Origin of the sequence: Pseudanabaena sp. BC1403 (assembly GCF_002914585.1) — a bacterium.
Taxonomy (GTDB): Bacteria; Cyanobacteriota; Cyanobacteriia; order Pseudanabaenales; family Pseudanabaenaceae; genus Pseudanabaena.
Genome location: NZ_PDDM01000001.1, coordinates 257,205 through 281,179 on the forward strand (window position 1 = coordinate 257,205; position 23,975 = coordinate 281,179).

The window sequence follows — 23,975 nt, forward strand, 5'->3', positions numbered from 1 at the left end:
TATTAGAGCTAAAGATGATAGGCGGCGCGAAGCGCCGCCTATCATCTTTAGCTGAATACCATTTTTTTATGCAGTTGGTACTACTTGTTTTCTTAAAGATATTAAGCGACGCTTGGCGGTTTCATTTTTTTCATCCAGCTTTTGCACTTTCTCATACATCTCGATCGCTTGAGGTAGCAGTTTTTTCTTCTCATAGGCATGACCAAGATTATTAATGGCAGTCACATAGCCATCTTGTAAGGCGATCGCCTCCTTATAATTTTTGATCGCCAAATCATACTGCTCTTGGGAGAAATAGGAAAATCCTAAGGCATTATAAACTTCGGCAATATTTTCTCCTCCTTCTTTCAGCGCCTTATTAAACAGGGTAATTGCTTGAGCGTAGAGCTTTTTTCGCAAATACACACTACCAAGTTGGTAATAGTCCTCAGGTGTGCCTTTTTCCTTTTGGAGCTTAGGCTGTAGGTCAGAAATTACATTTTCTAAACTACGTGCTTTCAAAATCTGGCGGATAACTAACCAGCTAACCCCAGCTAGCAGCACAACTAATGCCCCAAGGTATGCGATCGCTAATGTACTATCCATAGGTGTTTACTAACTTCAAATTAATTTTATTAATAGAGCTTTTCCATCATTGCACTCTAGTAATTGGTTTAGGTGTTTTAAAAAGTAATTTTTAACAAAAATCCAAAAGGAGTGACTTACTAAGCGAGGCTCTCCTTTTGGGATTATCCAAAATTTGCCAAAATGATAACTTTTGTTGTAGTATAATAAACCGTGAAATTGTTTGGGCTAGTAGCTCAGTTGTATAGAGCAATCGCCTTCTAAGCGATCGGTCGATGGTTAGAGTCCATCCTAGCCTGTTTTAAAGATATAGAGTTGCGGCGCTTTGCGCCGCAACTCTACTTTTGGTTTTTAAAGATGAATCAATATTTTGCAACTGTGGCGAGAGGCTTAGAAGCACTGGCTGCACAAGAATTAGAACAGCTCGGCGCACATTCCGTTGAAGCAGGATTTTGTGGTGTTAGCTTTGAAGGCGATCGCACTTTGCTCTATCGGGTAAATCTATGGGCGCGGCTACCATTTCGGATCTTGATGCACCTCGATCAGTTTGATTGCCTCGATGCTGATGATCTTTATAAAGGGATCAAAGCGATCGACTGGTCAGAATTTCTCACGCCTGAAATGACCTTAGCTGTTAATGCCACTGGCAAAAACGATTATCTCAATCACACGCATTTCACCGCCTTACAAGTTAAAAATGCGATCGTCGATCAGCAGAAAGAGAAATTCGGTGAGCGATCGGATGTCGATGTACAGGAAGCAGATGTGCGGATCGGTGTCCATATTGATGACAATGGCTGTACCGTCAGCCTCGATAGCTCTGGCAATAGTTTGCACCGTCGCGGCTATCGCCCTGCCGTAGGCGCAGCACCACTAAAAGAATCTCTTGCCGCCGCCTTAATCCAGATATCAGGTTGGCAACCAGACCAGATGTTTTACGATCCACTTTGCGGTTCTGGAACTTTACCCCTAGAAGCGAGTTTAAAAGCTCTAAATATAGCCCCTGGTATGTTTCGCGATAGTTTTGGCTTTGAGACTTGGCTAGATTTCGACCAAGAACTTTTAGCTCGACTAATTCAAGAAGCGGATGATAATCGTTTAGATGCTTTGCCTGCACCAATCTGGGGTAGCGATCGCAATCCTGAAGTGGTGGATCAAGCAGTTATTAATGCCAAAAACTGCGGCTTAGCCAATCATGTCTATTTCTCAGCGTTAGATTTAGCAGAAGTAGTTGCACCTGCTGATAGTGGAGTTGTTTTTTGCAATCCTCCTTATGGCGAAAGATTAGGAAGAGATAGCGATTTGGGAGCTTTTTATAAGCAATTAGGGAATGTTCTTAAACAGCAATTTAAGGGATGGACTGCTTTTGTCTTGAGTGGTAATAAGCAGCTATCGCAAACAATTGGATTAAAGTGTGCAGAGCGAACAGCCGTATTAAATGGTGCATTGCCCTGTCAGTTAATGAAGTACGAACTCTATTAGGATTAAGAAATGCAGCACAAAGCGCTGCATTTCTTAAAGATTCTTAGAATCAATATCTAAAAATCAATAAACAAACTTGGATCAACATGGAAAAACTCGCCAAGTGATTTAGCTTGACTTTTGCTAATAGTTCTTTTGCCATTGATAACTTCAGAAACTACTCCACGAGAGCCAATTAAACCTACGAGGTCAGTTTGTCTTGGTCCTCTCTCTTCCATTAGATGCAACAAGATGGAATGAGGAGTTGAAGCGGCTAACTGATAATGTTCATCTTCAAATTTCTCGATCAGCGAAACTAAAAGTCGAAGAATCTGTTCTTTTTCTAGAGACAGATTCTTCTCAGCTAGCAGACTTTCAACAATACCTAAAGCGCGATCGTTTTCTTCTTCAGTAGAAATAACTTGTGCCTGAATGTTTGCTAATAGCAATCCATCTTTAAACATGTTTTTCAAGTGCTAATTCAACAAGCCGATCGCATAGTTCTGTAAAAGGAATACCAGAGTATTCCCATAATTTGGGATACATGCTTAGCGAAGTAAATCCTGGGAAAGTATTAATTTCATTGATTAAAACCGTTCCCGTTGCTTCCACATAGAAAAAGTCAACTCTGGCTAAACCTGAACCTGCCACAGTTTGGAATGCTTTCACTGCCATTGACTGCACTGCTTGAGTCACGTTGTCGGGCAACTTACTAGGAATAATCAGATCTGCCATACCAGCAGTGTATTTGGTTTCATAATCGTAGAAATCGCTAGTGAAAGTAATTTCACCGATCGCAGAAGCTTGGGGTTGTTCATTGCCGAGAACCGCACATTCGATTTCACGGGCAACAACGCCTTGCTCGATGATAATGCGCGGATCGTAGCTAGTAGCACTAGCGATCGCTTCTTTTAACTGAGTGCGATCGCGTACTTTGGAAATACCAACTGAGGAGCCAAGGTTAGAAGGCTTCACAAAACAGGGATAGCCGAGGGTTGCTTCGATATGCTCACTCCATGCTGGCTCATCCTGTTGCCATTGCCAACGATTTAGAGCTACATACTTGACCTGAGGTAAGCCAGCATTAGCAAAAATCGCCTTCATCGCAATCTTATCCATTCCCACCGAAGAGGCAAGCACCCCGTTGCCAACATAGGGCTTATGCATCAATTGCAATAGACCCTGCACTGTCCCATCTTCACCATTTGGCCCATGGAGGACAGGAAACCAAAGATCAACTTGCTGAACTTCTGTTGGCAAGAAAAAAGCGGCATTAGTTAATAATTCTGAATCCTGTAAACCTTTACCAGCATCCAAAACTTTTTTTGACACATCAGGACTGCGCCAAGTGCCATCACGTTGAATATAAAAAGGCTGAACATGATAACGAGGATTTTGGCTGAGGGCTGAGGCGATCGCTTTTGCCGATGTAATTGACACATCATGTTCGCCTGACTGTCCACCAAATAACAAGCCGACATAAAGAGGAGACTTTGCCGCCAAATCTATCGATATACCAGTCATTAGTAAACACCCTCATCAAATTGAAATCAAACTTTTAGTACTGAATACTTTACATCAAAGTTTTGAAGTCTTAACAAACAGTTGGGCTTAATTACAGCAATTACTATTTTTCTACTTTCAGCAGCGTAAGTGCTGAAAGTAGAAAAATAGTAATTGCTGATCCTACTTAAATTAATGATAAATCGAGATCAAGATTGCTCTGAGAGGCATATTTCTTTGTATTGAGATATACAGAAACTTCTTTTCTACTCCCCTTAAATAAAAGACAACTTTGTATACAGTATACATTTTCAAATTTAACAGGGCAATAATGCTTCATACTTTCCAGAAACAGTTAAATAGAATTCTCCTTATTGCCGTCTCAACAGCATTGCTAGCTGCTTGTAATTCTGCGCCTCCAAGTACTACAAGCACTACTTCTGGAGACAAGACTACTGCTCCTACTACTGCATCATCGCCCCAAACTGGTAGTACGGACAAAAAGGAAAAACAAAAGATTCGTGTACAACTACCTTTTTTGAAACAAAGTCTTGATGCGCCATTGATTTGGGCGATCGAAAAGGGTTACTTTGCTGAAGAAGGATTGGATGTCAGTTATGAGCGCGGTTTCGGTAATGCTGACACAATCAGTAAGCTGGGTACTGGCAAGTATGACATGGCATTTAGCGATGTCTATAATGCGATGGAATTCAATGACAAGAATCCTAATGACAAGATTCTTGCCGTAGCTTTTTACCAAAATAAAGCACCTTTCTCCATTGTTACTTTTAAAGCAAATGGAATTAAGACCCCCGCCGATTTGGTTGGCAAAAAACTCGGTGCACCAGCAGGTGATGGACCTCGGAAACTTTTCCCACTTTTTGCGAAAGAGATAAAGATTGCGCCTGATTCGGTGACTTGGGACACGATGGAACCTAAGCTGCGTGAGACGTTTTTATTGCAAGGAAAAGTTGATGCTGTCAGTGGTTTCTACACTTCGGTCATTCCATCTTTGATCAAAGGTGGTAAGACTATGGATGATATCCAAATCTTCTTCTATGACGAGTTTGGTTTAGATTTCTATGGAAATGGAATTTTGGTTAAGCAAGATTTTATGACCAAGAATCCTGATGCGATTAAAGCATTCCTTAAAGCATATTTCCGTGGGATGCAGGAGGTTGTGAAAGACCCTACTGCTGCACTTGACCTAGTTGTTTCCACCGATCAAAGTAAGTTAATGGATCGCGATGCTGAAAAGCTGCGCCTGAAATTGGCGATCGAACGGATGTATGTGACTCCAGAAGTCGAGGCAGCTGGCTTCGGTGGTGCGGACATGAAACGTCTAGAAAAGAGTATTAATCAGACAACTGAAGGCTTCAAATTGAAGCCAGTAACTGTCGCTGATGTCTTCACAGATAAGTTTTTGCCTGCTAAAGAACAACGCATGGTTCCTCCAACTAGCGATCGCAAGCCTTTGCAGTAAATAGAACCCAAATACATGAAAACGATTGGCTTAGTCAATCGTTTTCATGTATTTGATAATTGGCTTAAAAAAGTCCACACTCAATAAATTGGTACAGAAAAATGGTTCAGCCTGTAACGTCTTCATCTACTGAAACCTCCGTTTCTCCTAAACCTTTACTAGAATTTGATCGCATCGGATTAGAATACCCGTTTGAAGAATCAGTGCGGACGATTATTCAGGAAATCTCCCTCACAGTAGAACCTGGAGAGTTTGTTACATTTGTTGGTCCTAGTGGATGCGGGAAAACCTCAATTTTGAGAATGGTCTCAGGATTAAGCCCTACCAAAATTGGAGAGCTGCGCTGTCATGGACAAGCCGTAAAAAAACCGCTCAAGAATGTCGGCATCGCCTTCCAAAATCCTGTATTGCTGCCTTGGCGACGCACTATTGATAATGTTTTACTACCACTAGAAATAGTATCCCCCTACAAGCGAGACTTTAAAGTTAATCGTGCCAAATATCTAGAGATGGCACAAAAGCTATTGAAAGCAGTAGGATTAAAAGATTTTCAGCAGCAGTTCCCTTGGCAGTTATCAGGTGGGATGCGTCAGAGAGCTTCACTTTGCCGTGCGCTAATTCACCAACCAGAGATTTTGCTGTTAGACGAGCCTTTTGGCGCACTTGATGCCTTTACCCGTGAAGAAATGTGGGTGATGCTCCAAACCCTATGGATGGAGGCAAAATGCGTAGGAATGCTAATCACCCATGATTTACGCGAGGCTGTATTTCTGTCGGACACAGTATATGTAATGAGTCCTAGACCTAGCGAGATTGCTTTCAAACTGAAGATCGATCTACCTCGTCCGAGAACCTTAGAAATGTGTCTCAGCGATGAATTTGCTCATCTTGCCGCCGAGTTACGTCGTCATATCCATAAGAGTTAGAAAAGGAATCTATTTTAGCCAGATTTTTTGTCTTCACAATTTTTTGCAATCAGTAATGAGGAAAATATATGCAGGGAGCTGTTGACCATTCAAGGCGGGTAAATAAAAAGTTTGATTTTGAAGCTTTTCTAAATACAAAAACCGCGACGATTATCTTGCCTACGATCGCTACAGTTGTATTATTTATTGTCTGGGAATTGGCAGTAATCATCTTTAAAATTCAACCTTTTAACTTACCTGCCCCTACAAAAATCCTCGAAGCGACCATCAAATTTGCACCACAACTTGCAGAAAACTCTTGGAGAACCATCTGGACAACCTTTGCAGGTTTTGTGCTAGCCAGCGTAGTTGGCATCGTGTTGGGATTCCTGATTGGTTATTCCAAACTTATTTATTTAACTTTCTATCCATTACTAGTTGCATTTAATACTATTCCTAAGTCAGCATTAGTACCACTACTGGCTGTATGGTTTGGTGCAAATGCTATTCCTGCGATCGTAACCGCCTTTGCACTTGCCTTCTTCCCGATCGCTGTTAACGTAGCGTTAGGATTAGAAACCATCGAACCTGAAATGAAAGATGTCATGCGAGCTTTGGGTGCTTCAGATTTTGAGATATTCCAGAAGGTTGGCTGGCCGCATACTTTGCCCTATGTGTTTGCCTCTCTCAAGATCGCCGTTTCTTTTTCCTTCATTGGAGCCGTCATCGCTGAGTCGATCGCGTCTAATGCGGGTTTAGGTTATCTAATCGTTCAGGCTGCCTCAGACTTTAATGTGCCTCTTGCTTTTTCAGCACTGATTACTCTAGCCATCTTAGGTGTAATGCTCTACACCTTATTTGTTGCCATTGAGAAAAAAGTGATTTACTGGGCTAGATAAATAATTTGCAAACAATAAAAAAGGCTCGCGTAAGCGAGCCTTTTTTATTGTTTGCAAATTATTTAGGTTTTGGTAGCCATGCCCAATGGCAATAGTTTGGATGTAAATGGTCTTTTGGCTCATGGCTTTCTAGTACATCTTCAGATATTTGGCGATCGCGGTAATCGCTATATTTTTGCTGTTGTTGATTTTCACGGGTAATCTTCATGATTTCGATCCATAAATAATAACTTATATTTGTATTATAAACTACAAATACAGTTAAGACGCAACAATAGTCATCAAATAATGACTATTGTTGCGTCTTAATACAAAGCTATAAAGTTTCGTTACACTTTTGTGGATTAAAAAGCAACCTCAGTAAGGGTTTTGCATACACAAAATGACGTAGCCATTTTGTGTATGTTATGTCGCCGCACATATAGGGCAACCACAGGCACTTCTTGAAATCTTAAATTTAGCTGATTTTAGCGATCGAGGCTTCAGGGCTTCAACGATTGGCAATTGCAGGAATTTCTTATAGTCGTTAAAAATTTTTGATTATGCAAAAAAAAGATAATATTAAATTAATGCAGTGTATTAGTAAGTAGATTTGGGGGTTAACGATATGAATCGTACGTACGATTACTCAAAAAAGCATTCCCAATTACCATCTTCAGTTAACCCCACAACTCTAAATTTGCAAACTAGAGCGTTTGCGCCACCTCAGACGGATCTGGATGAAGATGCCCCAGTTCGATCTGGAGTTGGGCATTCTGAGAATTTTCTAGAAAAAATAATTAATCAGCGCAGCTCAGAATCGTCTGATACGCCAATCCAAGAAAACCCGCATAATCGCTTGAAGGCGATCGCAGCTAAGCGTATGGCGATCCAAGCCAAGCTGAATATTGGTCAGCCAAATGATAAGTATGAGCAGGAAGCTGACGATACAGCATCTAAAGTCGTTAAACAGATAAATTCGACATCAAATGATCATTCTGTCCAAAAGAAAGAATTGATGGAAGAAGAGGATGAACTGCAAATGAAACCAATCTCTTCCATCCAAAGAGAACAGTTGATAGAAGATAATGATAAAGAATTGCAAATGAAGTCTTTGCTTCAGAGAAGTGAAAATCCTTTTGAGGGAGAAGCACCAACTGATTTAGAGTCATCGATTCAGCGTGCGCGAGGTAGCGGTCAGTCGCTAGATTCTGGACTGCAAGAAAAGATGGGTCAAGCGATGGGCGCAGACTTTAGCGATGTAAAGGTACATACAGATTCGCAGTCAGATCAGTTAAACAGATCGATTCAGGCAAAAGCTTTTACAACTGGGCAAGATGTATTTTTTCGGCAGGGGGCTTATGAGCCAAGTAGTAGACTAGGACAAGAGCTAATAGCCCATGAGTTGACCCATGTAGTGCAACAAAATGATGGGGCGGTTCAGCGATCGCCATTGAAAGATGTCTTACAACGAGATGATGAGGTGTCCCCAACAGTAGGAGGTTTCGGTGGTGGTGCGATTGAAGGAGGTGGCAATTTCTTAGAATTTCTTGATGATGCGGCAAGCGCGATCAAAACAGTAATCGATCCAAGTAGTGGCACTGTGGAAAAGGGGATTGCTGGCAGCAAAGCGCTTGGCAGCTTGACAGGGACAGTCGTAGCAGGACTCAAGGCAAATGAAATCGAAACAATGACAAGTTGCTTGGAAGCTATGTCTGAGGGATTGAAGATATTTGATGCGGGTAAGGAAATCTGGGAATCGGTACGTAAGGTCGATTTTTGGAACGACACAACAATGCAAACTTTTGAAAATGTCGCACTAGTTATTAGTAAGTTGGGAGACTTTATCGTTAGTTCTACTAAAATAGCTAACGCTTTTGTTAGTGCTATGGAATGGAGTACTGGGCGGTTAGCATCTTTTGTAAAGTGGCTTCCTCTAAGCGAATTAATCATGAAGTGCGTCAAGTTTATGACAGCAGTCAAAAAGTGGATATTTTCTCTCACAAGCTATAAACAATTGAAATTAATTCAGGGCAATATGGCAGACCCGGCCAAGCAAAAGCAAGTCAGCTATTTGGTGGATGAGCAATGGAGCAGGCTTAAGAATGGTGCAGTTCCTATCGCCTCAAATGGCGTAGATTTTGCTTCAGAGACTGCGAAGTATTTCCCTAGCTTGGGAATCAATGTGGCAATCGTAGCCAGTTTGGGAGCAGCATCAAAAGCAGTTCCATTAGGACATAAAGTCTTAACCACAGGGTACGATTATGTTCGACAAGGATGGAGAAGTGTTATCAAGAATTATGCAAGCACCAACATAGCAGGATATCTTGCAGCCACAGATAAGGCAGACTTGCAAGCTTTCAGGGATGGTCTAACAAATTTCGTCTTGAACGAAAGGAATCAACCCAATGGGATGGTCATTCTAGAATCTCTCGGATTAGGAGCAAGGGTTCAGACAATGGGAGACCAAAAGGCAAAAATCGCTATTGAGGAAGCAGTAAAAGACATTAAATAGGATAACCTATCTCATAGTTTAGACTGCGATCGCCTCTCATCACTCATAACACCCGATCGCCTATTCCTCAAATCAAACAGCGATCGCCCTCAGCACAAAATCTTTGGATGAATTTGTATTGACAACGTAAATACGCTTTGGCTAAAATATACGGTATGGATGTGTATTTTGTTCTGAACGGGATTAAATTTGTTTGGAATGAGGAGAAGGCTCGAATTAATCCTATTAATCATGATGGTGTGACATTTCAGCAAGCTACTGAAGCCTTTTTTGATCCATTTTTAGTAGTAGTTGATGCAAGTCGTAATGATGAAGAGAGAGACGCTGTGATTGGTTTAGATAAACGATGGAATCTTCTTTACGTTGTTTATGTTGAACGGGAGAACGATTTAGTTCGGATTATTTCAGCAAGAAAAGCAACTCGCAAGGAGCATGAATATTATGAAAACTGAAGCTTTAAAAAAACGATTGGATCGAAATCGTCCGATGGCAACAGTGACAATCCGTATTCCTGAAGATGTTATCGATGATTTGAAAAAAGTTGCACCATTGTTAGGATTTTCTGGATATCAGCCTTTAATTCGTGCTTATATTGGGCAGGGGCTTCGTGCTGATCTTGAGAGACTGGATGGAGATTCTGTTTCTATATTTATTGAGAGCTTAAAGCGTCACGGTGTGAGTGATGAGGTGATTCGTGACGCTTTGAGTGAGGTTGTTTAAAATCAAACAGCGATCGCCACTCACCACCAAAACCCGATCGCCTATTTCCTCAAATCAAACAGCGATCGCCCCTTCATCACCCACAAAACCCGATCGCCTATTTCTCAACATCAAACAGCGATCGCCCCCTCACCACCCATAAAACCTGATCGCCTATTTCCCACATCAACTAACAATTATTTAATAGTGAAAGCGGCAGGCGAGAATTCTGATTTTATCGTCTAAAACTTCATAAACTAGACGATGTTCTTGATCGATACGGCGCGACCAACAGCCAGATAGATCGTGTTTTAGTGCTTCAGGTTGTCCTGTGCCTTCAAATGGATTACGTTGGACTTCACGAATCAGTTTGATGATTTTTAAAGCTTTTTTACGATCATTTTCAATCCACCAAGCTAAGTCCTCAAAAGCATCTGCATCAAATTCCAAGTTTTTCACAGGCTGATTCCAAAGAGATTCCATCTTGACGTTTTCTGGCTGCAAGCAGTCTTTCTTTCATGGTTGGACTGCTGAGTAAATAGGTGGTTTCTCTTTCTGCCATTAGTTCTTTCCAAAAGGCAACGGGGACAACTACAGAAACTGTTTGCCCTTCTGAATCACAGATGTATTGTAATGTGTTAGTCATAGCAGTCAATATAACTTACTTGATTAATCATAATTATAACTGATCGCCTCTCATCACCCCAAACCCGATCGCCTATTTCCATCAAATAAAACAGCGATCGCCCCTCACCACTCAAAACCCGATCGCCTAAATCTCTACATCAAACAACGATCGCCACTTATAACCCAAAACCTGATCACCTATTACTCACATCAAACAGCGATCACACATCCTTTATCGCTAATATAGACATCATTAATATCTTCGTAAGTTGAGGGTTAAGTCAAAATTTTGATAAAGATTAATAATGGTAAAGCTACTGACGTTGTTAAATGTTCTGAGATAATAAGATACTTAAATCAAGTGCCAGAATTACTAAGACATAAAAGGAGTTATTCTCCATTCTAGGTAGCTATTATCATTTGAGCTTATTTTATCTCGTGCATCGTAATATAATCTTTGTGCCTGCCATTCTGAAAGATTAAAGTTATTTTGAATATACTTAATTATTTCAAGTTTATCTGTTTCTGCGGCTGAAGAAAAATTATCAACAGAATTTTTTATAAATGTGATTACCTTAACATTAGTCTCTAACTCTAATCTATCTTTTTCAACTTTTTCTTTATAGTGATCTGGTATAAGAAAATCAATATTTGATTTAAGTAAAGTCTTAAATATATACTCATGAGCATCTGGATCTTCAATATAATCAACTGCATATAATTCCCAGAAATCATGAATCATTGGATCAATAATTCCAAATATAAATTCTAAAGTTTCTTGAGTTAAATCTTTATCATGTGGAGTAGTAAAGTGCTGAATTGTATTTCTTAATTTTCCAAAACGCTGATAGATATTATCATTTTTAATTTTATAGCCAGTTGTAGCCCATAGTCTTTCTGGTAATTCGTTGTATTGAATTGTTTTACCCGATTCAAGTAATGCACGTAAACTTAACTTTTCCTCATTAACCTTTGTTGATTTTGGGATTTCACTAAAAATTAATAATGGATGGTGTTCAGCTATTCTAGCCTTTATGAGAATTTCAGCCGCATGTGCAGCTTGAAGTACAGCCAAATCTTTCCAATAAGTATTATATGAACTATAAAAGAACGTATGTTGTTGAGCGTGAGCTAATGAAGCTAAGCCAAGTCGTTTAATGTGCTTAGCAATTCCAATTAAATCTTCTTGCATAACTAAAGAATATATCCAAGTATAAAAAATGATAAGTTACTTACGCCGTAGTTTTATGCTAAAGCAAGCAGTGATAAATACTTGTCTTGGTAAAATAAAGCGATCGCCTCAAAATTATTTCTTAGTAAGCTTTCTACCTGTGAAGTTGAACAGTTTCCAAGCCTAATCCAAATAACTTTCGGTGGATTCCCAAATACTAAGCTGAGGTCGTGCATATCGGAATCTTTCGAGACAACTATCAAATCATTAGACTTGGCATAATCCCAAACTATAGGATCGACAGTTGATTTCATATCAACATCTCGAACGTGTAGCGAATTTGGAAAAATGTCAGCCAAACGGTTCGGCAACTTGGGAGACAAATTTTCATCAAAAAGTAACTTCATGCTGATATCGGTACTGTCATAAACCGACGCTCACGGTCAGCCGCATATGCAATACAGGCTTTAAGATCTTCCCGCGTCAGATCGGGAAAATCCTCAAGTATTTCTGCTTCGGTCATATCAGAAGCTAGGTACTCAAGCACTTCATAAACCGTAATTCGCAAACCACGCACACAAGGCTTGCCACCTCGCTTATTTGGCTCAATCGTGATGTAATTTCGATAGTTCATATTTGTAGCCTAAAGAATAGGGCGGCATAAGCCGCCCTATTCTTATTTTTACTCTACACCTTCAATACGGTCTTCGAGTTCTTGATATAGCTCACGCAGTCTATCCAGATTCTCTTCACTGGTTTCCCAATAGCCGCGACCATTGACTTCTAGCAGAGTGCCAACAATCTTACGGAACGAATTGGGGTTGAGATTTTTGAGGCGATCGCACATCTCTTTATCGTTCACATACACATCATTGACATCTTCGTAAACCCAGTTATCCACTGCTCCAGCCGTTGCTGACCAGCCCATTGTGTTAACAAGGCGCTTGGAGATTTCACGTACACCTTCGTAACCACTCTTCAGCATTCCCTCATACCATTTAGGATTGAGAATCTTCGTGCGGGTATCGAGGCGAACTGTCTCAGTCAGGGTGCGAACTTGAGCATTAGCTGTGGTGGTGTCAGCGATGAAAGATGCAGGTTTCTTGCCATCTTTACGGAGACTGCCAACAAGCTTGGTGGGGTCAGAGTCGAAGTAGTGCGAAACATCGGTGAGACTGATTTCTGAGGAATCAAGATTTTGGAAAGTCATGTCAACGGTCTTCAAAGAAGCTTCATAAAGCTGACGCTGTTGAGTGTTGCTGACGCTACCACCAAAGGCGAAGGACTTACGGGACAGATACATCTGTTGCAATTCTTCTTCGTTTTCCCATGTGCTGTTTTCTACAGCGAGGTTGACGTTGGAGGAATAGGAACCCGAAGAGTTGCTGAATACGCGGGTTGCGGCTTGGTTGATGGTTAAGCCAAATTCTTCCGCTTGGGCGATCGCGTGTTTGCGGACAAAGTTCAGTTCCAAAGGCTCATCGGCTTCAGCCGCCATACGCACGGCGCGATCGATTAAGTCCATTTGATTTACGAACAAATCGCGGAATACGCCTGAGCAGTTGACGACCACATCAACGCGAGGTCTGCCTAGTTCTTCGAGAGGTGTTAACTCTAAACGGTTGATGCGACCGAGGGCATCGGGCATAGGCTTCACGCCGATCATGCAGAGAACTTGAGCGAGAGATTCGCCGTAGGTCTTGATGTTGTCGGTTCCCCAGAGGACGACAGCGATCGTTTCGGGATAGACTCCATTGTTGTCTTGACGCTGACGCTCTAAGAGGCGATCGACTACGACTTCCGCAGCTTGGACGGCCGCGCTAGTGGGGATCGAGTTGGGGTCGAGGGCGTGCATATTCTTGCCCGTTGGTAATACCATCGGATTGCGAATTGGATCGCCGCCTGGACTAGGCAAAATGTAGTCACCTTCGAGGGCGCGAATGAGACCGCCGAGTTCATTGTCGGCAACAATTTGTTTGAGACAGAACTCTAGGAACTCAAATAGAGGCTTGATGTCGTCTTTATTGATGTTGGCATAACCATTCTCTTGGAAAACTTCAATCCAAGGTTCGGTTTTACCCATTTTAAAGAAGTTGAGAACCGAGATTTTGGAAACTTTGCCATCATCATCGGCTTTCGCTTTCACCAATGCGCCAACGGCTTTGTTAGCGATCGCCCGAATATTTGCCAACAGTTCCACATCAGCGTAAATGCCTTTGTCGCTGGACTTGTACAGCAGTTCGATATCGCGATCGATACATTCACCCATGATCCGCAGCAAAGACTTCATCTTGTCTTCGGGGCGATCAAAGCTGGCGATGCTGGTTAATACATCGGTGACATCTTCAGCTTTAGGAGGTTCGCCGACAATGTGTAATCCGCAAGGCAGAACTCGCGATTCGATTTCCATCAGTTTGTTATAAACCTGACCGATGACGTTATCGCGTCCTTCTAAATCCATCTCTTTGGCATCTTGATCGGGAAGTTGCACATCCTTATCCAGATTCACCAAGCGCACTTTATCCATAATCGTGTTGGTGATTTGGATGCCGCGACTACCTGTCCGCAAATCTTTGTAAGAAGCAATCAGTTCGCTGAGTTCTTGCAAATTGCGGCTCAAACCCGCATTTTCAGGCGCAGGAGTGATATAGCTGATGATTGTGGCATAACCGCGACGTTTAGCGATCGTTGCTTCCGATGGATTATTTACGGCGTAGTAATAGATGTTTGGTAGCGCACCAATCAGGCTATCAGGGAAACATTCGCCCGACATACCGACTTGCTTGCCTGGCATGAATTCCATTGAGCCGTGAGTACCGAAGTGGAGGACAGCATCGGCTCCCCAGATATGGTTCAGATAGGTGTAATAAGCGACAAATCCGTGGTGCGGAGATGCAGATTTACTGAAGAGTAAACGCATCGGATCGCCTTCATAACCAAAGGTTGGCTGCACACCGACAAATAGATTGCCATATTGCTTACCGTAAATCAGCAAATTCTGTCCATCGGAATTCAGATGTCCAGGAGCGGCTCCCCATTGCTCGATAATGCGATCAACGTAGGGAGTATTCGCTTCATATTCAGGCACAGACATCTTATAAGCAACGTTCAATTCGGGGCTGCCGACCATCGCTTCAGCGTCATGCAAGATATCTTGCATCATGTCGTGGGATGTCTTGGGCAAGCCTTGGACATCATAGCCATTGTTACCAAGGGCTTCCGCGACTTTGTGAATGGAAGAGAATACATCCAAATAAGCAGCCGTGCCAATATTGCCCTTATCGGGTGGGAAACTGAAGATCGTGATTGCTAGCTTCTTCTCATGACGGGGCTTACGGCGAAGGTTAGCCCATTTGATTGCACGGTTTGCGATGGTTTCGAGGCGATCGCCGATCGCATGGGATCTTCCCGTCATGCTATCGCGACCCGACAGCACAATCGGATCGAGTCCCCCATCAAGTTCAGGGAGGGCAACTTGCAAAGCAACTTGAACAGGATGCAAACCAAGATCGCTATCTTGCCATTCTTCCGTGGTTTGGAATACGAGAGGTAAAGCCACCATGTAGGGACGATTCAGCTTTTCGAGAGCTTTGATTGCCTTGGGGTGATCTTGCTTGGCGGGTCCCCCAACTAGCGCAAAACCTGTGAGCGAAACCACACTATCAACGATCGCCCGATCCTTTTGTTTAGGATCGTAAAAATATTCTTCAACAGCATTGGAGAAGTCCAAGCCCCCGTTAAATACAGAAATTACTCGCGCCCCAAGAGACTCCAATTCTTGCACCATCGCCACATAATGCGCGTCATCGCCTGTAACAAGGTGAGTTCTTGCCATCAGCAAGCCCACGCATGGCGCGAGGGGATCTTTCATGTCATCAGAAATATCTTCGCGGGCATTAAACCATTTTAAATAGTCAGCCGTAGTCTCGAACATCTTTGGCGCAAGTGGATGCCAAAGCCCCTTTTCCAAGTATGTGACAGGATCTTTAATGATCAGATTTGCTGAACCAGTTTCTTTCGCTCTTGCCTTGACACTGGGCAAATAATTTTGGGCAAGCATCAACAAGAAATTTTCGAGATTTTCCGTCGAGCCACCCAGCCAATATTGGAAGCTCAACATAAAGTTGCGAGCATCCTGCGCCTTGTCCATCGGCATATATTTGAGAATCTTCGGCAAGGTTTGGACAACCTTGAGCATACTGTCCTGAAAAGAACTGCCCGATTTTTCTTTGCGCTTCCGCATAAACTGCGCGATCGCACTCTTGGACTGTCCCAGATTTTCCATGCTGAAGCTACCCATCTTGTTGAGGCGCATTACCTCAGGCATCGATGGGAAAACCACGCAGGCGGATAAGCGATCGCGATGTGGGGCAACGGCGAGAGCAATCTTCGTGGCAAGATCATCAATAAAAATTAGCGATGCGATGAAAATATCAGCGCCAGCAATATCCTCTTTGAATTCCTCGTAATTTTCGGGACTCCGAATATCCTCAATTAGATAGCCACTCACCTCGATCGCAAGGTTGGGATTATTTTTATTAATTGACTTTACAGCCGCCGACATAGCGCTCTGGTATTGAGGTTCAAGCACTACATAGACCAACTTCATTAAGACCCGACCCTGTAGATTTTCGGGAATGATACGTCTACTAGATAGTGATGCGATCGGTGGCACAGAAGTGAACATGCAGTCTCCTTAAATTACAGTCCTGATTTTTTGGGATTTTAAATTTGGCTGATTCGTTATTTGTTGCTCAAACTGTTACATAACGTAACAAATAGCAATTAAAGATTTATACCTACTCACTATTTAATACCAGACAACCATTGCAGTGGTTGATTTTGGGCAATAAATGCAATAATTTGAAATTGATTTGTTTACATTTCGTTACATTTCTTGAGGTTTATGACAGCAAAATGTAAATATTTTTTAAACCTCTTGAAGAGTCTTAAGCTAAAATCGAATCCATATAGATCCAGTAAAAGCCCAGAATTTAGGGGAATATCGTTATGACATTGCAGCAATCTGTAGTACCTCTGCATCGCTTTTATAGTTGCTTGCCTTACTTATTACCCATATCGGCTGGCGTAATCTATGGGGCTGTCTTATTTCAACAGTTCCCACTCTTAGTGATTCCATTTTTTCCATTTATTTGGTTGTATGGAAATGTTTTAGCATTTCCACTAGTTCCTGTACTTGGTTTGACAGGCGAATTTTTTCTGTTTATGGGGTTGTTCTTTTTGATAGTAAGAGATGTTCGTGTTCCCCATTTTATTCGCTTCAATACAATGCAAGCTTTGTTAATGCAAATTGTATTATTTATTGCTCAGCTTTTCTTTCAAATCGTCCAACAGTTATCTAGCAATGGCTTACCATCAGTAATCAGTGCAACCATTGGCAACACAATATTTATTGGTACGACGCTAATAGCTGGTTATGCCATTTATCAAAGCATTAAAGGTGAATATTCTGATATTCCTACCCTTTCCCAAGCTGCTTCATTCCAATGTGAAATATAACAAAAAACGTTCAAGGTTTTATTTATTCATACTGAATCAATTATGCTCCACCAACTTAAAAACAAACAATGATTTATGGCAAGACGTAGTTCAGTCAATAATTTAGATAGGTTATATGCCAGCTTGCCTTATCTATTACCAATCGCCGCAGTAGTTATGTTTGGGGCGTTTTTATTTGTGCAATTCCCTCCTTTGTTTTTTGCTTTTTTCCCAGTTTTTAAACTGAATCAAATTTTAAATATTTCAATTATTGACTTTATATCTATTCGTTTTGTTGTTTGGATCTGTGTATTTATTTTTGTAGTTAGAAGCTATAAAGTAAACCACTTTATACGATTCAATGCTATGCAAGCTTTACTATTAGATGTTATTGTTGCACTCGTAGGAGCATTAACTCAGATTTTAGAAGTAGCTTTAGGACGATTTGAATTCTTCACTTTCATTTTACAAATTATTGCAAGTGTTACATTCTTAGGGATAACGGCTGCCTTTATATATTCAGTATTTCAATGTGTGCTTGGAAAATATGCTGATAAAATCCCTTTGATTTCTGATGTCGCATATATGCAAGTACGTTAAAAAGCGACATCACGGATTAGACGGATTAAAAGATGACACAGATTTTTAGATGTCTAAAGAGCAAAGTTTTGACTAGGTTAGATTAATTAAATCCGTGAAATCCAATAATCCATTTAATCCGTGATTCAGAACTTATTTTCTATTAGCAGATACAAAGCGGTCAATTTCTGCGTAGTCCTGATGTATTTTAATATTTGTATAGTTACCATTTGCTTGTAAAAGCGATCGCACTATTTCGGCTTGACCTGCCATTAGTTCCACGATCCAAAAGCCACCTGAAAGTAAATATTGAGGCGCAGTATTAACTAACTCTCGAATTGCATCAAGTCCATCATCACCCCCATCTAGCGCTAAATGTGGCTCGTGATTTGTGACTTCTGGTTGCAAATTTAGAACTTCAATACTGGGAATATAAGGCGGATTGGAAACTATGCCCGCAATTTGGTTTTGTAAATTTAATTTAGCTAATGGCTCAAACCAACTTCCTTGATGAAAGTAAACTTGCTGATGGTTCTTGTTAGCATTAATTTTGGCAAGTTCTAAAGCGGCTTCGCTGTAATCAACTGCATGAATTTGCGCTTGTGATTTTATATTTAAGAAATGCTGTGCTAATGCGATCGCAATCGCGCCACTACCAGACCCCAAATCCGCCCAAATCCCATTTTTATAAATCTCGTCTTGGCTATTGTTGTTAACAAAATCAACAATAATATCAATAATTAATTCGGTTTCAGGTCTAGGAATTAATACAGCAGTCGAAACTCGTAATTCTAAATCGCGCCATGTGACGGAGCCAGAAAGATACTGTACAGGAATGCGATCAATTAAGCGCTTTTGCCAAAGTTGATCGAGATTAGCTAATGTTTCAGATGTAATTTTTTGAGATATGCTTGGCGATCTCAATCTTAAATCCAATTTATCTAGGTCAGTTAACCGTAAAACTAACCAATCAAGTTCGTATATTGGTACATCATGTTGTTTAGCGGCTAGAAAATTGCGATCGTACCATTCCCAAAAATCCATAATTTTCCCCTTAAAGAAAAGGCTCGCATAGCGAGCCTTTTCTTTATTTTGGTCTACGTTTGTTCAAGTCTTCCAGATAAGCCCGTTGGTAACTGAGGAAGCTATTATGCCACTCTTGAAAACGGCGATCGCCATCACGCACCAACATTTGACGATACTTTTCCGAAGAAATATATGGTTTTGCAGTTGACATAATCCATACCCGCTAAATTTAGTTCATAGGGTAACGCATTGCGCCACCATCTAAACTATAGCTTTACCACAAAAGCATCGGTTACACCTTGAATATGCACGATTTCATCAACTAACCCACTAGGCAATGGATCATCAATATTCAAGACCATTACCGCTTCGCCACGAACCATACGACGACCGACTTGCATACTGGCAATATTCACATTGAAACTGCCAAGCAACGAACCGATTCTGCCGATGATACCTGGCATGTCGCGATGAAGTGTTAACAACATGTAATGGGTAGGTGCGACGTTAATTGGGAAGCCGTTGATACTGGTAATACGAATTTCTGATTTGCCAAGTAATGCGCCCGTTACTGACTGTTCGCCTTGGCTGCCATGAGCTGTTAGGTAAATTGAGCCACTGTAATCTTCAACCGAAGGATCGCGGGTTTCAGTGACGTGGATACCACGCTCTTTAGCTTCGATGCTGGCATTGACAAAGTTAACTCGTTCACGCAAAGCAGGAGAAAGCAAACCTTTGAGAGCAGCTACAACGATTGGTTGACTTTCGCTATTGGCGATTTCACCTTGGAGCTTAACATTGAGACTATCAACGCGACCGCCAGCCAATTGTCCAACCAGATTTCCCAACATTTCGGCAAGTTGGAGGTAAGGCTTGAGTTTTTGCCATACATCGGGACGTAAACCAGGGATATTTACGGCAGATCTCGCAGGTAACCCCAACAAAACATCGCGAATTTGTTCAGCGACATCGACAGCTACATTGGTTTGGGCTTCTTCGGTAGATGCGCCAAGATGCGGGGTCAAGATGACGTTGGCGCCGAGTGCGCGTAAACCAGACTCAGCTTCAAGTGGTTCATTTTCAAATACATCAAGGGCAATACCACCGACTTTACCGCTCTTGATTGCTTCAGCGATCGCGACTTCATCAATGATCCCGCCTCTAGCGCAGTTGATGATTCTCACTCCATCTTTCATGATTGCGATGCGATCGGCGTTAATTAGATGCTGCGTATCCTTGGTTTTAGGTAAATGCAACGTGATGTAATCAGCCTCACGCAACAAAATTTCTAGTTCAACCAGATGTACACCAAGTTTTTCAGCACGTTCAGCTGTCAAAAATGGATCGTAGGCAAGAATCCGCATTCCTAAAGATTTTGCAACCGTGGCTACATGAGAACCGATTTTGCCTAAACCAAGAATGCCAAGGGTTTTCTTATAAACCTCAACACCAGTAAAGCTCTTGCGATCCCACTTGCCATCCTTGAGGGATTGGTTGGCCGCAGGAATGAAGCGAGATAGCGACATCATCATAGCGAGGGTATGCTCAGCCGCTGCGATCGTGTTACCTTCGGGTGAATTAACAACGACAATTCCCATCCTTGTGGCTGTAGGAACGTCTACGTTATCGACCCCAACACCAGCACGACCGATGATTTTGAGGTTTTTACCAGCTTCAACAGCTTCTTTGGTGAGTTTTGTGCCAGAGCGAATCATGATCGCATCATATTCAGGAAGAATTTGAATTAATTCTTCTGGACTGAGAGTTGTTTTTACGTCAACAGTGGCGACTTGAGAGAGAATATCGATACCAACTTGATCGATGGGGTCAGAAACGAGAACTTTGGGCATAACGATTAAAAAATGTACCAGTGCCTATAGCGGAAGGTTTGCGGCTACGCTCTAAATCCTAAACGCCCTTGAATCAACGCAAGATAAACGCTAGATATCACGCAGCTTAGACACACTAAGACGACAATAATTGCTTACATTAACAATATTAAACCGCGATGTGCAACTATTTCTGGTTGTAAATAATTCGTTGATAGCTGATTCTACGAGACGAGTGGATAAAGCTTTTGTGACTGTATCAGTCATAAATTATCATGGTAAATAAATGGGAAGGTTACAGAAAGCAAAAAGCTGACTTTCTGTAACCTTTATATACATAGGTGATCAATTTTTTGGATTTTGGCAAACGCTAATAGTCCATGACATCTTTGAAAAAATCAGGGGTGGATCAGTTTTAATTATGCAGAAGCAATGTTTATCTCCTGAAGAAGTTGTTTTGACAATCGTTGAGCATTGCCCAAAATCTGTTGTGTTTCATCACTCTTCTGATTTAAATCCCTTTGTTCTTGCTCGCTCAAAACTTCATTTCTCTCCCGTTGCGTATATAGTTCAGTGAGAGTATCTTGAGTATTGTCAATTGATGCATCAACCTGTTGACGGACTTTCATCTGTAAAGTATCAAAGATTTCAGAGATTTGGTCATTAATCTTACGATCAATGGGGTTTTTTCGTAATTGTTTTTCAATCTCTACCAAGACAGCTTTTTGGTAATCAGCCTTAAAATTCTCTGCACGTTCACCAGCAAAGATCGCTTTCGTTAGTTCACGTCCACCAAGCATAGATAAAACACCTACAACCATTGTTACAGGCCATGTAATTGGAATACCGATCATCATGACAGCCATAAACCCTGCGAATAATCCTCCAACATTCCCAGCAGCACCAACAGCAGCACCTTTCACTCCAGCCTCTTTGAATCCCATCCAAGCTCCTCCTAAACCAGTTGCAAAAGCAACAATTTCAGCCATCCCCTCACCAGACGCATTACGTCTAGTAGTTTCTTCTGTGCTAATAGAAACAAACTGCATTTCTATTCGCTGAATCGCAAAATCGATGGACATAGCAAATTCCTGTAAGCGGCTAATTGCTTTGAACAAACCTTGATCAATTTCATACTGTATTTTTTCTGCCTGCTTCTTAGCAGCCTTTTCTACAGCGTCAGAGACCTGCTTGCCTAACTTTTCTATTAAAGCTTGCTTATTTTTCAACTCGCGGCGAGGGTCAATCTCTGCCAAGTTAATAGCTTCTTGGGCAGCTTGCTTAAGTTCATCTTCCAACTGCAAAATCAATGGCTCGACATGGCGCTTGACGTTTTCAGCCGCCGCATCAATGAGTTTCATCTCTTCGTCATTACGAGTTCGCAAAGCTATGATCTCAGCGACAGAGTTCTCATAGCTAGCCTGAAAATCTTCTTTCTCCATCGACAAGGAATTTAGCTTCATGTTCAATTTACTTAAAATCTCAGTTGCTGAAGCAATTAATCGGTTGACAGGTACTTGTAGAACAACGGAGCCTCGCTCATCGGCTAAAAAATTCTCCAGCATAGTCTCAAATTCAGGGAAACGACTCTTCTCCAGTAGTTCTCCATCTCCTGACTGTTTAGCTTTCAAGGCTTGGTAAGCAGAAAGGCCGATGATCCTGGGGTCACCAATTTTCTTTTTATAGACTTCGTACTCTGGGGAATCTTCACCATACTGATCTTTAGCTCGTTGGAGTACAAGCCTTTTGATACGATCTCTGATATATTTGACTCCTTTATCAGCATCTTCAGGACTGTTGTAGCGATCAATTGCGGTTACGACAAAGATAATGCGCCCCAGATCATTAGTAAGTAAGTCGGTTTCTAAAAACTTTTGCTCCGATTCACCAAATGGAGAGTTAGCTTGGATCAACATAATGGCTGCGTCAACAGATGGTAGCACCGAACGCGTAACTTCAGTCATACTGGCATCATCATTCAAGCCAGGTGTGTCAATAATATCAACATTGTTTTGGCAGTATTGGACTGGATAATGAACGACTGCTTCCTTAATGTGGATTGCTTTATCTTCTGATTCTGGAGTCAACTTGGTAACATATTCAGAGAGTTGATCGATGCCTATCTCTTCTTCCCGCCCATCCTTGTATACAATTTGCACCCGTTTTGTAAGTCCATAGGTGACTCGGTTGAGGGTTGCTGAGCATGGGTTGACATCAGATGGCAAAATATCCTGTCCTAATAAGGCATTTATAAAAGTACTTTTGCCACGCTTGAACTCTCCAACAACTGCTACCGAAAATGAACTAGATTGAACCCTTTCTAAAACATCATCAATGATTTCAATAGAGGCATTTAGCGATAGATCCTGAGAATATTTCCTTAGACGCTCTAAATCTTGGATTAGCGTTACCTTAGTTCTCTGATAGTCTGTAAAGGTTTTGGGAGTAGCTTTGGTTTCAGCTTGACGGCTATCTTGTGTCATTGATTTTTCTCTGATTGCAGTTACACAGCTTGTTCAATAATACTAATAATTTATTTTAAGGGAGGTTTGACTTGAAAAGCTAGCAAAAATGATATATCTTAATCTTTAATAAAGTAAAAAAGCTCTAAATAATCGTCAACTTATATTTTTGATGTGTCAATTTGGAATCTTCGTCTCAGCCAACTTTATTTAAGAGAAAACTTGAGTTTATGACCGAAACAAGAACCTATCAAATTCCAGAAATTGATTTGAATGAACTTGCAGATAATTTGCAGGATTGGTATAAATCTAAGAATTTTACTGTCCAAAAGTTAACTGTTGATGGAGGAGGGGTTTTAGTCCAAGCTAGCCAAGGTGGCTGGCGAGATGTCGTCGGCATTTCCTCTTCGCTTAATGTTGTACTGCGCCAGAATGAATCAACTTTATTGGTAGAGATTGGCGCTGGTAAATGGTTGGACAAGGCAGCAGTGGGCGCAGTTGGAGTGTTTTTTCTATGGCCTTTGGCTGTCACTAATGCTTGGGGCGTATGGAAACAGAGTCAATTACCGAAACAAACCTACGACTTTATTCAAAAAGCTATTGATATGAAAGTGGCTGCTCAATATACTCCATCTACGCAATCATTACTACCCCAACTTGGTGCACTTAATGATTCAACTAATTCTTTCAAGTTTTGCCCAGCTTGTGGAAACTCGGTGGGTGAGAACGATCGCTTCTGCTCTAAATGCGGACATACTCTTACATGAAGTTTGC

Annotated in this window: 25 protein-coding genes and 1 tRNA gene; 12 read left to right on the plus strand and 14 right to left on the minus strand. The window is 41.5% G+C overall.

What is annotated here, in order from left to right; translation table 11 throughout:
- Nucleotides 1-66 precede the first annotated feature (66 nt).
- Nucleotides 67-585: a tetratricopeptide repeat protein gene (locus CQ839_RS01165; protein WP_103666443.1), complete on the minus strand. Its 519-nt coding sequence runs from the start codon at nucleotides 583-585 to the stop codon at nucleotides 67-69.
- A gap of 204 nt (nucleotides 586-789) precedes the next feature.
- Between CQ839_RS01165 and CQ839_RS01170 the strand changes: the two genes are divergently transcribed.
- Both CQ839_RS01170 and CQ839_RS01175 read left to right on the plus strand, forming a co-directional pair.
- Nucleotides 790-863: transfer RNA gene (locus CQ839_RS01170), tRNA-Arg, on the plus strand.
- A 58-nt stretch (nucleotides 864-921) separates the two neighbouring features.
- A complete protein-coding gene (locus tag CQ839_RS01175) occupies nucleotides 922-2,046 on the plus strand; it encodes a class I SAM-dependent RNA methyltransferase (RefSeq protein WP_103666444.1) in 1,125 nt (374 codons plus the stop codon).
- A gap of 56 nt (nucleotides 2,047-2,102) precedes the next feature.
- Here the strand turns inward: CQ839_RS01175 and CQ839_RS01180 are convergent, their stop codons facing one another.
- Together CQ839_RS01180 and CQ839_RS01185 are read right to left on the minus strand one after the other, a co-directional pair.
- On the minus strand, nucleotides 2,103-2,489 hold the full coding sequence (locus CQ839_RS01180; RefSeq protein ID WP_103666445.1) for a type II toxin-antitoxin system HigA family antitoxin: 387 nt from the start codon (nucleotides 2,487-2,489) through the stop codon (nucleotides 2,103-2,105).
- A complete protein-coding gene (locus CQ839_RS01185; protein ID WP_103666446.1) occupies nucleotides 2,482-3,549 on the minus strand; it encodes a D-alanine--D-alanine ligase family protein in 1,068 nt (355 codons plus the stop codon). The genes CQ839_RS01180 and CQ839_RS01185 overlap by 8 nt, the downstream gene beginning before the upstream one ends.
- A gap of 310 nt (nucleotides 3,550-3,859) precedes the next feature.
- On the opposite strand from CQ839_RS01185, the gene CQ839_RS01190 reads away from it, so the two are divergent.
- From CQ839_RS01190 to CQ839_RS01200, 3 genes are all read left to right on the plus strand, one after another.
- Nucleotides 3,860-5,011, plus strand: a complete 1,152-nt coding sequence (locus CQ839_RS01190) for an ABC transporter substrate-binding protein (RefSeq protein ID WP_103666447.1) — start codon at nucleotides 3,860-3,862, stop codon at nucleotides 5,009-5,011.
- 101 nt (nucleotides 5,012-5,112) lie between these two features.
- Nucleotides 5,113-5,937 (plus strand): ABC transporter ATP-binding protein, encoded by an 825-nt coding sequence (locus CQ839_RS01195; RefSeq protein ID WP_103666448.1) that lies wholly within the window; start codon nucleotides 5,113-5,115, stop codon nucleotides 5,935-5,937.
- 68 nt (nucleotides 5,938-6,005) lie between these two features.
- On the plus strand, nucleotides 6,006-6,815 hold the full coding sequence (locus CQ839_RS01200) for an ABC transporter permease (protein ID WP_103666449.1): 810 nt from the start codon (nucleotides 6,006-6,008) through the stop codon (nucleotides 6,813-6,815).
- 58 nt (nucleotides 6,816-6,873) lie between these two features.
- On the opposite strand, the gene CQ839_RS24935 is transcribed toward CQ839_RS01200, so the two are convergent.
- Nucleotides 6,874-7,023: a hypothetical protein gene (locus tag CQ839_RS24935; RefSeq protein WP_181016046.1), complete on the minus strand. Its 150-nt coding sequence runs from the start codon at nucleotides 7,021-7,023 to the stop codon at nucleotides 6,874-6,876.
- Between the two features lie 399 nt (nucleotides 7,024-7,422).
- Between CQ839_RS24935 and CQ839_RS01205 the strand changes: the two genes are divergently transcribed.
- The 4 genes from CQ839_RS01205 (at nucleotide 7,423) to CQ839_RS24940 (ending at nucleotide 10,171) form a co-directional block, all read left to right on the plus strand.
- Nucleotides 7,423-9,309: a DUF4157 domain-containing protein gene (locus CQ839_RS01205; protein ID WP_258040588.1), complete on the plus strand. Its 1,887-nt coding sequence runs from the start codon at nucleotides 7,423-7,425 to the stop codon at nucleotides 9,307-9,309.
- A gap of 155 nt (nucleotides 9,310-9,464) precedes the next feature.
- Nucleotides 9,465-9,761 carry a BrnT family toxin gene (locus tag CQ839_RS01210; protein ID WP_103666450.1) on the plus strand — a complete coding sequence of 99 codons (297 nt, stop codon included), beginning with the start codon at nucleotides 9,465-9,467 and terminating at the stop codon, nucleotides 9,759-9,761.
- Complete coding sequence (locus tag CQ839_RS01215; protein ID WP_103666451.1) at nucleotides 9,751-10,029, plus strand: hypothetical protein; 279 nt, start codon at nucleotides 9,751-9,753, stop codon at nucleotides 10,027-10,029. Before CQ839_RS01210 ends, CQ839_RS01215 begins: the two co-directional genes overlap by 11 nt.
- Complete coding sequence (locus tag CQ839_RS24940) at nucleotides 10,022-10,171, plus strand: hypothetical protein (RefSeq protein WP_181016047.1); 150 nt, start codon at nucleotides 10,022-10,024, stop codon at nucleotides 10,169-10,171. Before CQ839_RS01215 ends, CQ839_RS24940 begins: the two co-directional genes overlap by 8 nt.
- Nucleotides 10,172-10,209: 38 nt before the next feature.
- On the opposite strand, the gene CQ839_RS01220 is transcribed toward CQ839_RS24940, so the two are convergent.
- The 6 genes from CQ839_RS01220 to CQ839_RS01245 all read right to left on the minus strand — a co-directional run bounded on the left by CQ839_RS01220 (nucleotide 10,210) and on the right by CQ839_RS01245 (nucleotide 16,493).
- Nucleotides 10,210-10,491: a Txe/YoeB family addiction module toxin gene (locus tag CQ839_RS01220; protein WP_181016048.1), complete on the minus strand. Its 282-nt coding sequence runs from the start codon at nucleotides 10,489-10,491 to the stop codon at nucleotides 10,210-10,212.
- Nucleotides 10,448-10,654 (minus strand): prevent-host-death protein, encoded by a 207-nt coding sequence (locus CQ839_RS01225; RefSeq protein WP_103666453.1) that lies wholly within the window; start codon nucleotides 10,652-10,654, stop codon nucleotides 10,448-10,450. The genes CQ839_RS01220 and CQ839_RS01225 overlap by 44 nt, the downstream gene beginning before the upstream one ends.
- A 354-nt stretch (nucleotides 10,655-11,008) precedes the next feature.
- Nucleotides 11,009-11,827, minus strand: a complete 819-nt coding sequence (locus tag CQ839_RS01230; protein ID WP_103666454.1) for a hypothetical protein — start codon at nucleotides 11,825-11,827, stop codon at nucleotides 11,009-11,011.
- A gap of 53 nt (nucleotides 11,828-11,880) precedes the next feature.
- The gene (locus CQ839_RS01235; RefSeq protein WP_103666455.1) at nucleotides 11,881-12,213 is read right to left on the minus strand and encodes a DUF5615 family PIN-like protein; all 333 of its coding nucleotides are present in this window, start codon (nucleotides 12,211-12,213) and stop codon (nucleotides 11,881-11,883) included.
- Nucleotides 12,210-12,440, minus strand: coding sequence for a DUF433 domain-containing protein (locus tag CQ839_RS01240; protein WP_103666456.1), 231 nt, complete (start codon nucleotides 12,438-12,440; stop codon nucleotides 12,210-12,212). The genes CQ839_RS01235 and CQ839_RS01240 overlap by 4 nt, the downstream gene beginning before the upstream one ends.
- 48 nt (nucleotides 12,441-12,488) lie before the next feature.
- Nucleotides 12,489-16,493: a magnesium chelatase subunit H gene (locus tag CQ839_RS01245; RefSeq protein ID WP_103666457.1), complete on the minus strand. Its 4,005-nt coding sequence runs from the start codon at nucleotides 16,491-16,493 to the stop codon at nucleotides 12,489-12,491.
- Between the two features lie 323 nt (nucleotides 16,494-16,816).
- Between CQ839_RS01245 and CQ839_RS01250 the strand changes: the two genes are divergently transcribed.
- Both CQ839_RS01250 and CQ839_RS01255 read left to right on the plus strand, forming a co-directional pair.
- Entirely contained in the window at nucleotides 16,817-17,326 is a 510-nt protein-coding gene (locus tag CQ839_RS01250; protein WP_103666458.1) for a Tic20 family protein, read from the plus strand.
- A 75-nt stretch (nucleotides 17,327-17,401) separates the two neighbouring features.
- Complete coding sequence (locus tag CQ839_RS01255; RefSeq protein WP_103666459.1) at nucleotides 17,402-17,905, plus strand: Tic20 family protein; 504 nt, start codon at nucleotides 17,402-17,404, stop codon at nucleotides 17,903-17,905.
- Between the two features lie 132 nt (nucleotides 17,906-18,037).
- Here CQ839_RS01255 and prmC read toward each other — a convergent pair whose 3' ends face one another.
- The 4 genes from prmC to CQ839_RS01270 form a co-directional block, all read right to left on the minus strand.
- Nucleotides 18,038-18,928: a peptide chain release factor N(5)-glutamine methyltransferase gene (gene prmC, locus CQ839_RS01260; RefSeq protein WP_181016049.1), complete on the minus strand. Its 891-nt coding sequence runs from the start codon at nucleotides 18,926-18,928 to the stop codon at nucleotides 18,038-18,040.
- A gap of 43 nt (nucleotides 18,929-18,971) precedes the next feature.
- On the minus strand, nucleotides 18,972-19,121 hold the full coding sequence (locus tag CQ839_RS24945; RefSeq protein ID WP_181016050.1) for a hypothetical protein: 150 nt from the start codon (nucleotides 19,119-19,121) through the stop codon (nucleotides 18,972-18,974).
- Between the two features lie 55 nt (nucleotides 19,122-19,176).
- Complete coding sequence (gene serA, locus CQ839_RS01265) at nucleotides 19,177-20,760, minus strand: phosphoglycerate dehydrogenase (protein WP_103666461.1); 1,584 nt, start codon at nucleotides 20,758-20,760, stop codon at nucleotides 19,177-19,179.
- Nucleotides 20,761-21,158: 398 nt separating this feature from the next.
- A complete protein-coding gene (locus CQ839_RS01270; RefSeq protein ID WP_103666462.1) occupies nucleotides 21,159-23,222 on the minus strand; it encodes a dynamin family protein in 2,064 nt (687 codons plus the stop codon).
- Nucleotides 23,223-23,431: 209 nt separating this feature from the next.
- Here CQ839_RS01270 and CQ839_RS01275 point away from each other — a divergent pair, with 209 nt between their 5' ends.
- Nucleotides 23,432-23,968, plus strand: coding sequence for a zinc ribbon domain-containing protein (locus CQ839_RS01275; RefSeq protein ID WP_103666463.1), 537 nt, complete (start codon nucleotides 23,432-23,434; stop codon nucleotides 23,966-23,968).
- Nucleotides 23,969-23,975 lie beyond the last annotated feature (7 nt).

Coding starts and splice junctions, on each gene's coding strand:
- CQ839_RS01215 (WP_103666451.1), top strand. CDS start 9,751: ATGAAAACTGAAGCTTTAAAAAAACGATTGGATCGAAATCGTCCGATG.
- serA (WP_103666461.1), bottom strand. CDS start 20,760: ATGCCCAAAGTTCTCGTTTCTGACCCCATCGATCAAGTTGGTATCGAT.
- CQ839_RS24945 (WP_181016050.1), bottom strand. CDS start 19,121: ATGTCAACTGCAAAACCATATATTTCTTCGGAAAAGTATCGTCAAATG.
- CQ839_RS01275 (WP_103666463.1), top strand. CDS start 23,432: ATGACCGAAACAAGAACCTATCAAATTCCAGAAATTGATTTGAATGAA.
- CQ839_RS01270 (WP_103666462.1), bottom strand. CDS start 23,222: ATGACACAAGATAGCCGTCAAGCTGAAACCAAAGCTACTCCCAAAACC.
- CQ839_RS01255 (WP_103666459.1), top strand. CDS start 17,402: ATGGCAAGACGTAGTTCAGTCAATAATTTAGATAGGTTATATGCCAGC.
- CQ839_RS01195 (WP_103666448.1), top strand. CDS start 5,113: ATGGTTCAGCCTGTAACGTCTTCATCTACTGAAACCTCCGTTTCTCCT.
- CQ839_RS01240 (WP_103666456.1), bottom strand. CDS start 12,440: ATGAACTATCGAAATTACATCACGATTGAGCCAAATAAGCGAGGTGGC.
- CQ839_RS01185 (WP_103666446.1), bottom strand. CDS start 3,549: ATGACTGGTATATCGATAGATTTGGCGGCAAAGTCTCCTCTTTATGTC.
- CQ839_RS01175 (WP_103666444.1), top strand. CDS start 922: ATGAATCAATATTTTGCAACTGTGGCGAGAGGCTTAGAAGCACTGGCT.
- CQ839_RS01200 (WP_103666449.1), top strand. CDS start 6,006: ATGCAGGGAGCTGTTGACCATTCAAGGCGGGTAAATAAAAAGTTTGAT.
- CQ839_RS24935 (WP_181016046.1), bottom strand. CDS start 7,023: ATGAAGATTACCCGTGAAAATCAACAACAGCAAAAATATAGCGATTAC.
- CQ839_RS01190 (WP_103666447.1), top strand. CDS start 3,860: ATGCTTCATACTTTCCAGAAACAGTTAAATAGAATTCTCCTTATTGCC.
- CQ839_RS01245 (WP_103666457.1), bottom strand. CDS start 16,493: ATGTTCACTTCTGTGCCACCGATCGCATCACTATCTAGTAGACGTATC.
- CQ839_RS01235 (WP_103666455.1), bottom strand. CDS start 12,213: ATGAAGTTACTTTTTGATGAAAATTTGTCTCCCAAGTTGCCGAACCGT.
- CQ839_RS01230 (WP_103666454.1), bottom strand. CDS start 11,827: ATGCAAGAAGATTTAATTGGAATTGCTAAGCACATTAAACGACTTGGC.
- CQ839_RS01180 (WP_103666445.1), bottom strand. CDS start 2,489: ATGTTTAAAGATGGATTGCTATTAGCAAACATTCAGGCACAAGTTATT.
- CQ839_RS01225 (WP_103666453.1), bottom strand. CDS start 10,654: ATGACTAACACATTACAATACATCTGTGATTCAGAAGGGCAAACAGTT.
- CQ839_RS01205 (WP_258040588.1), top strand. CDS start 7,423: ATGAATCGTACGTACGATTACTCAAAAAAGCATTCCCAATTACCATCT.
- CQ839_RS01210 (WP_103666450.1), top strand. CDS start 9,465: ATGGATGTGTATTTTGTTCTGAACGGGATTAAATTTGTTTGGAATGAG.
- CQ839_RS01250 (WP_103666458.1), top strand. CDS start 16,817: ATGACATTGCAGCAATCTGTAGTACCTCTGCATCGCTTTTATAGTTGC.
- prmC (WP_181016049.1), bottom strand. CDS start 18,928: ATGGATTTTTGGGAATGGTACGATCGCAATTTTCTAGCCGCTAAACAA.
- CQ839_RS01165 (WP_103666443.1), bottom strand. CDS start 585: ATGGATAGTACATTAGCGATCGCATACCTTGGGGCATTAGTTGTGCTG.
- CQ839_RS01220 (WP_181016048.1), bottom strand. CDS start 10,491: ATGGAATCTCTTTGGAATCAGCCTGTGAAAAACTTGGAATTTGATGCA.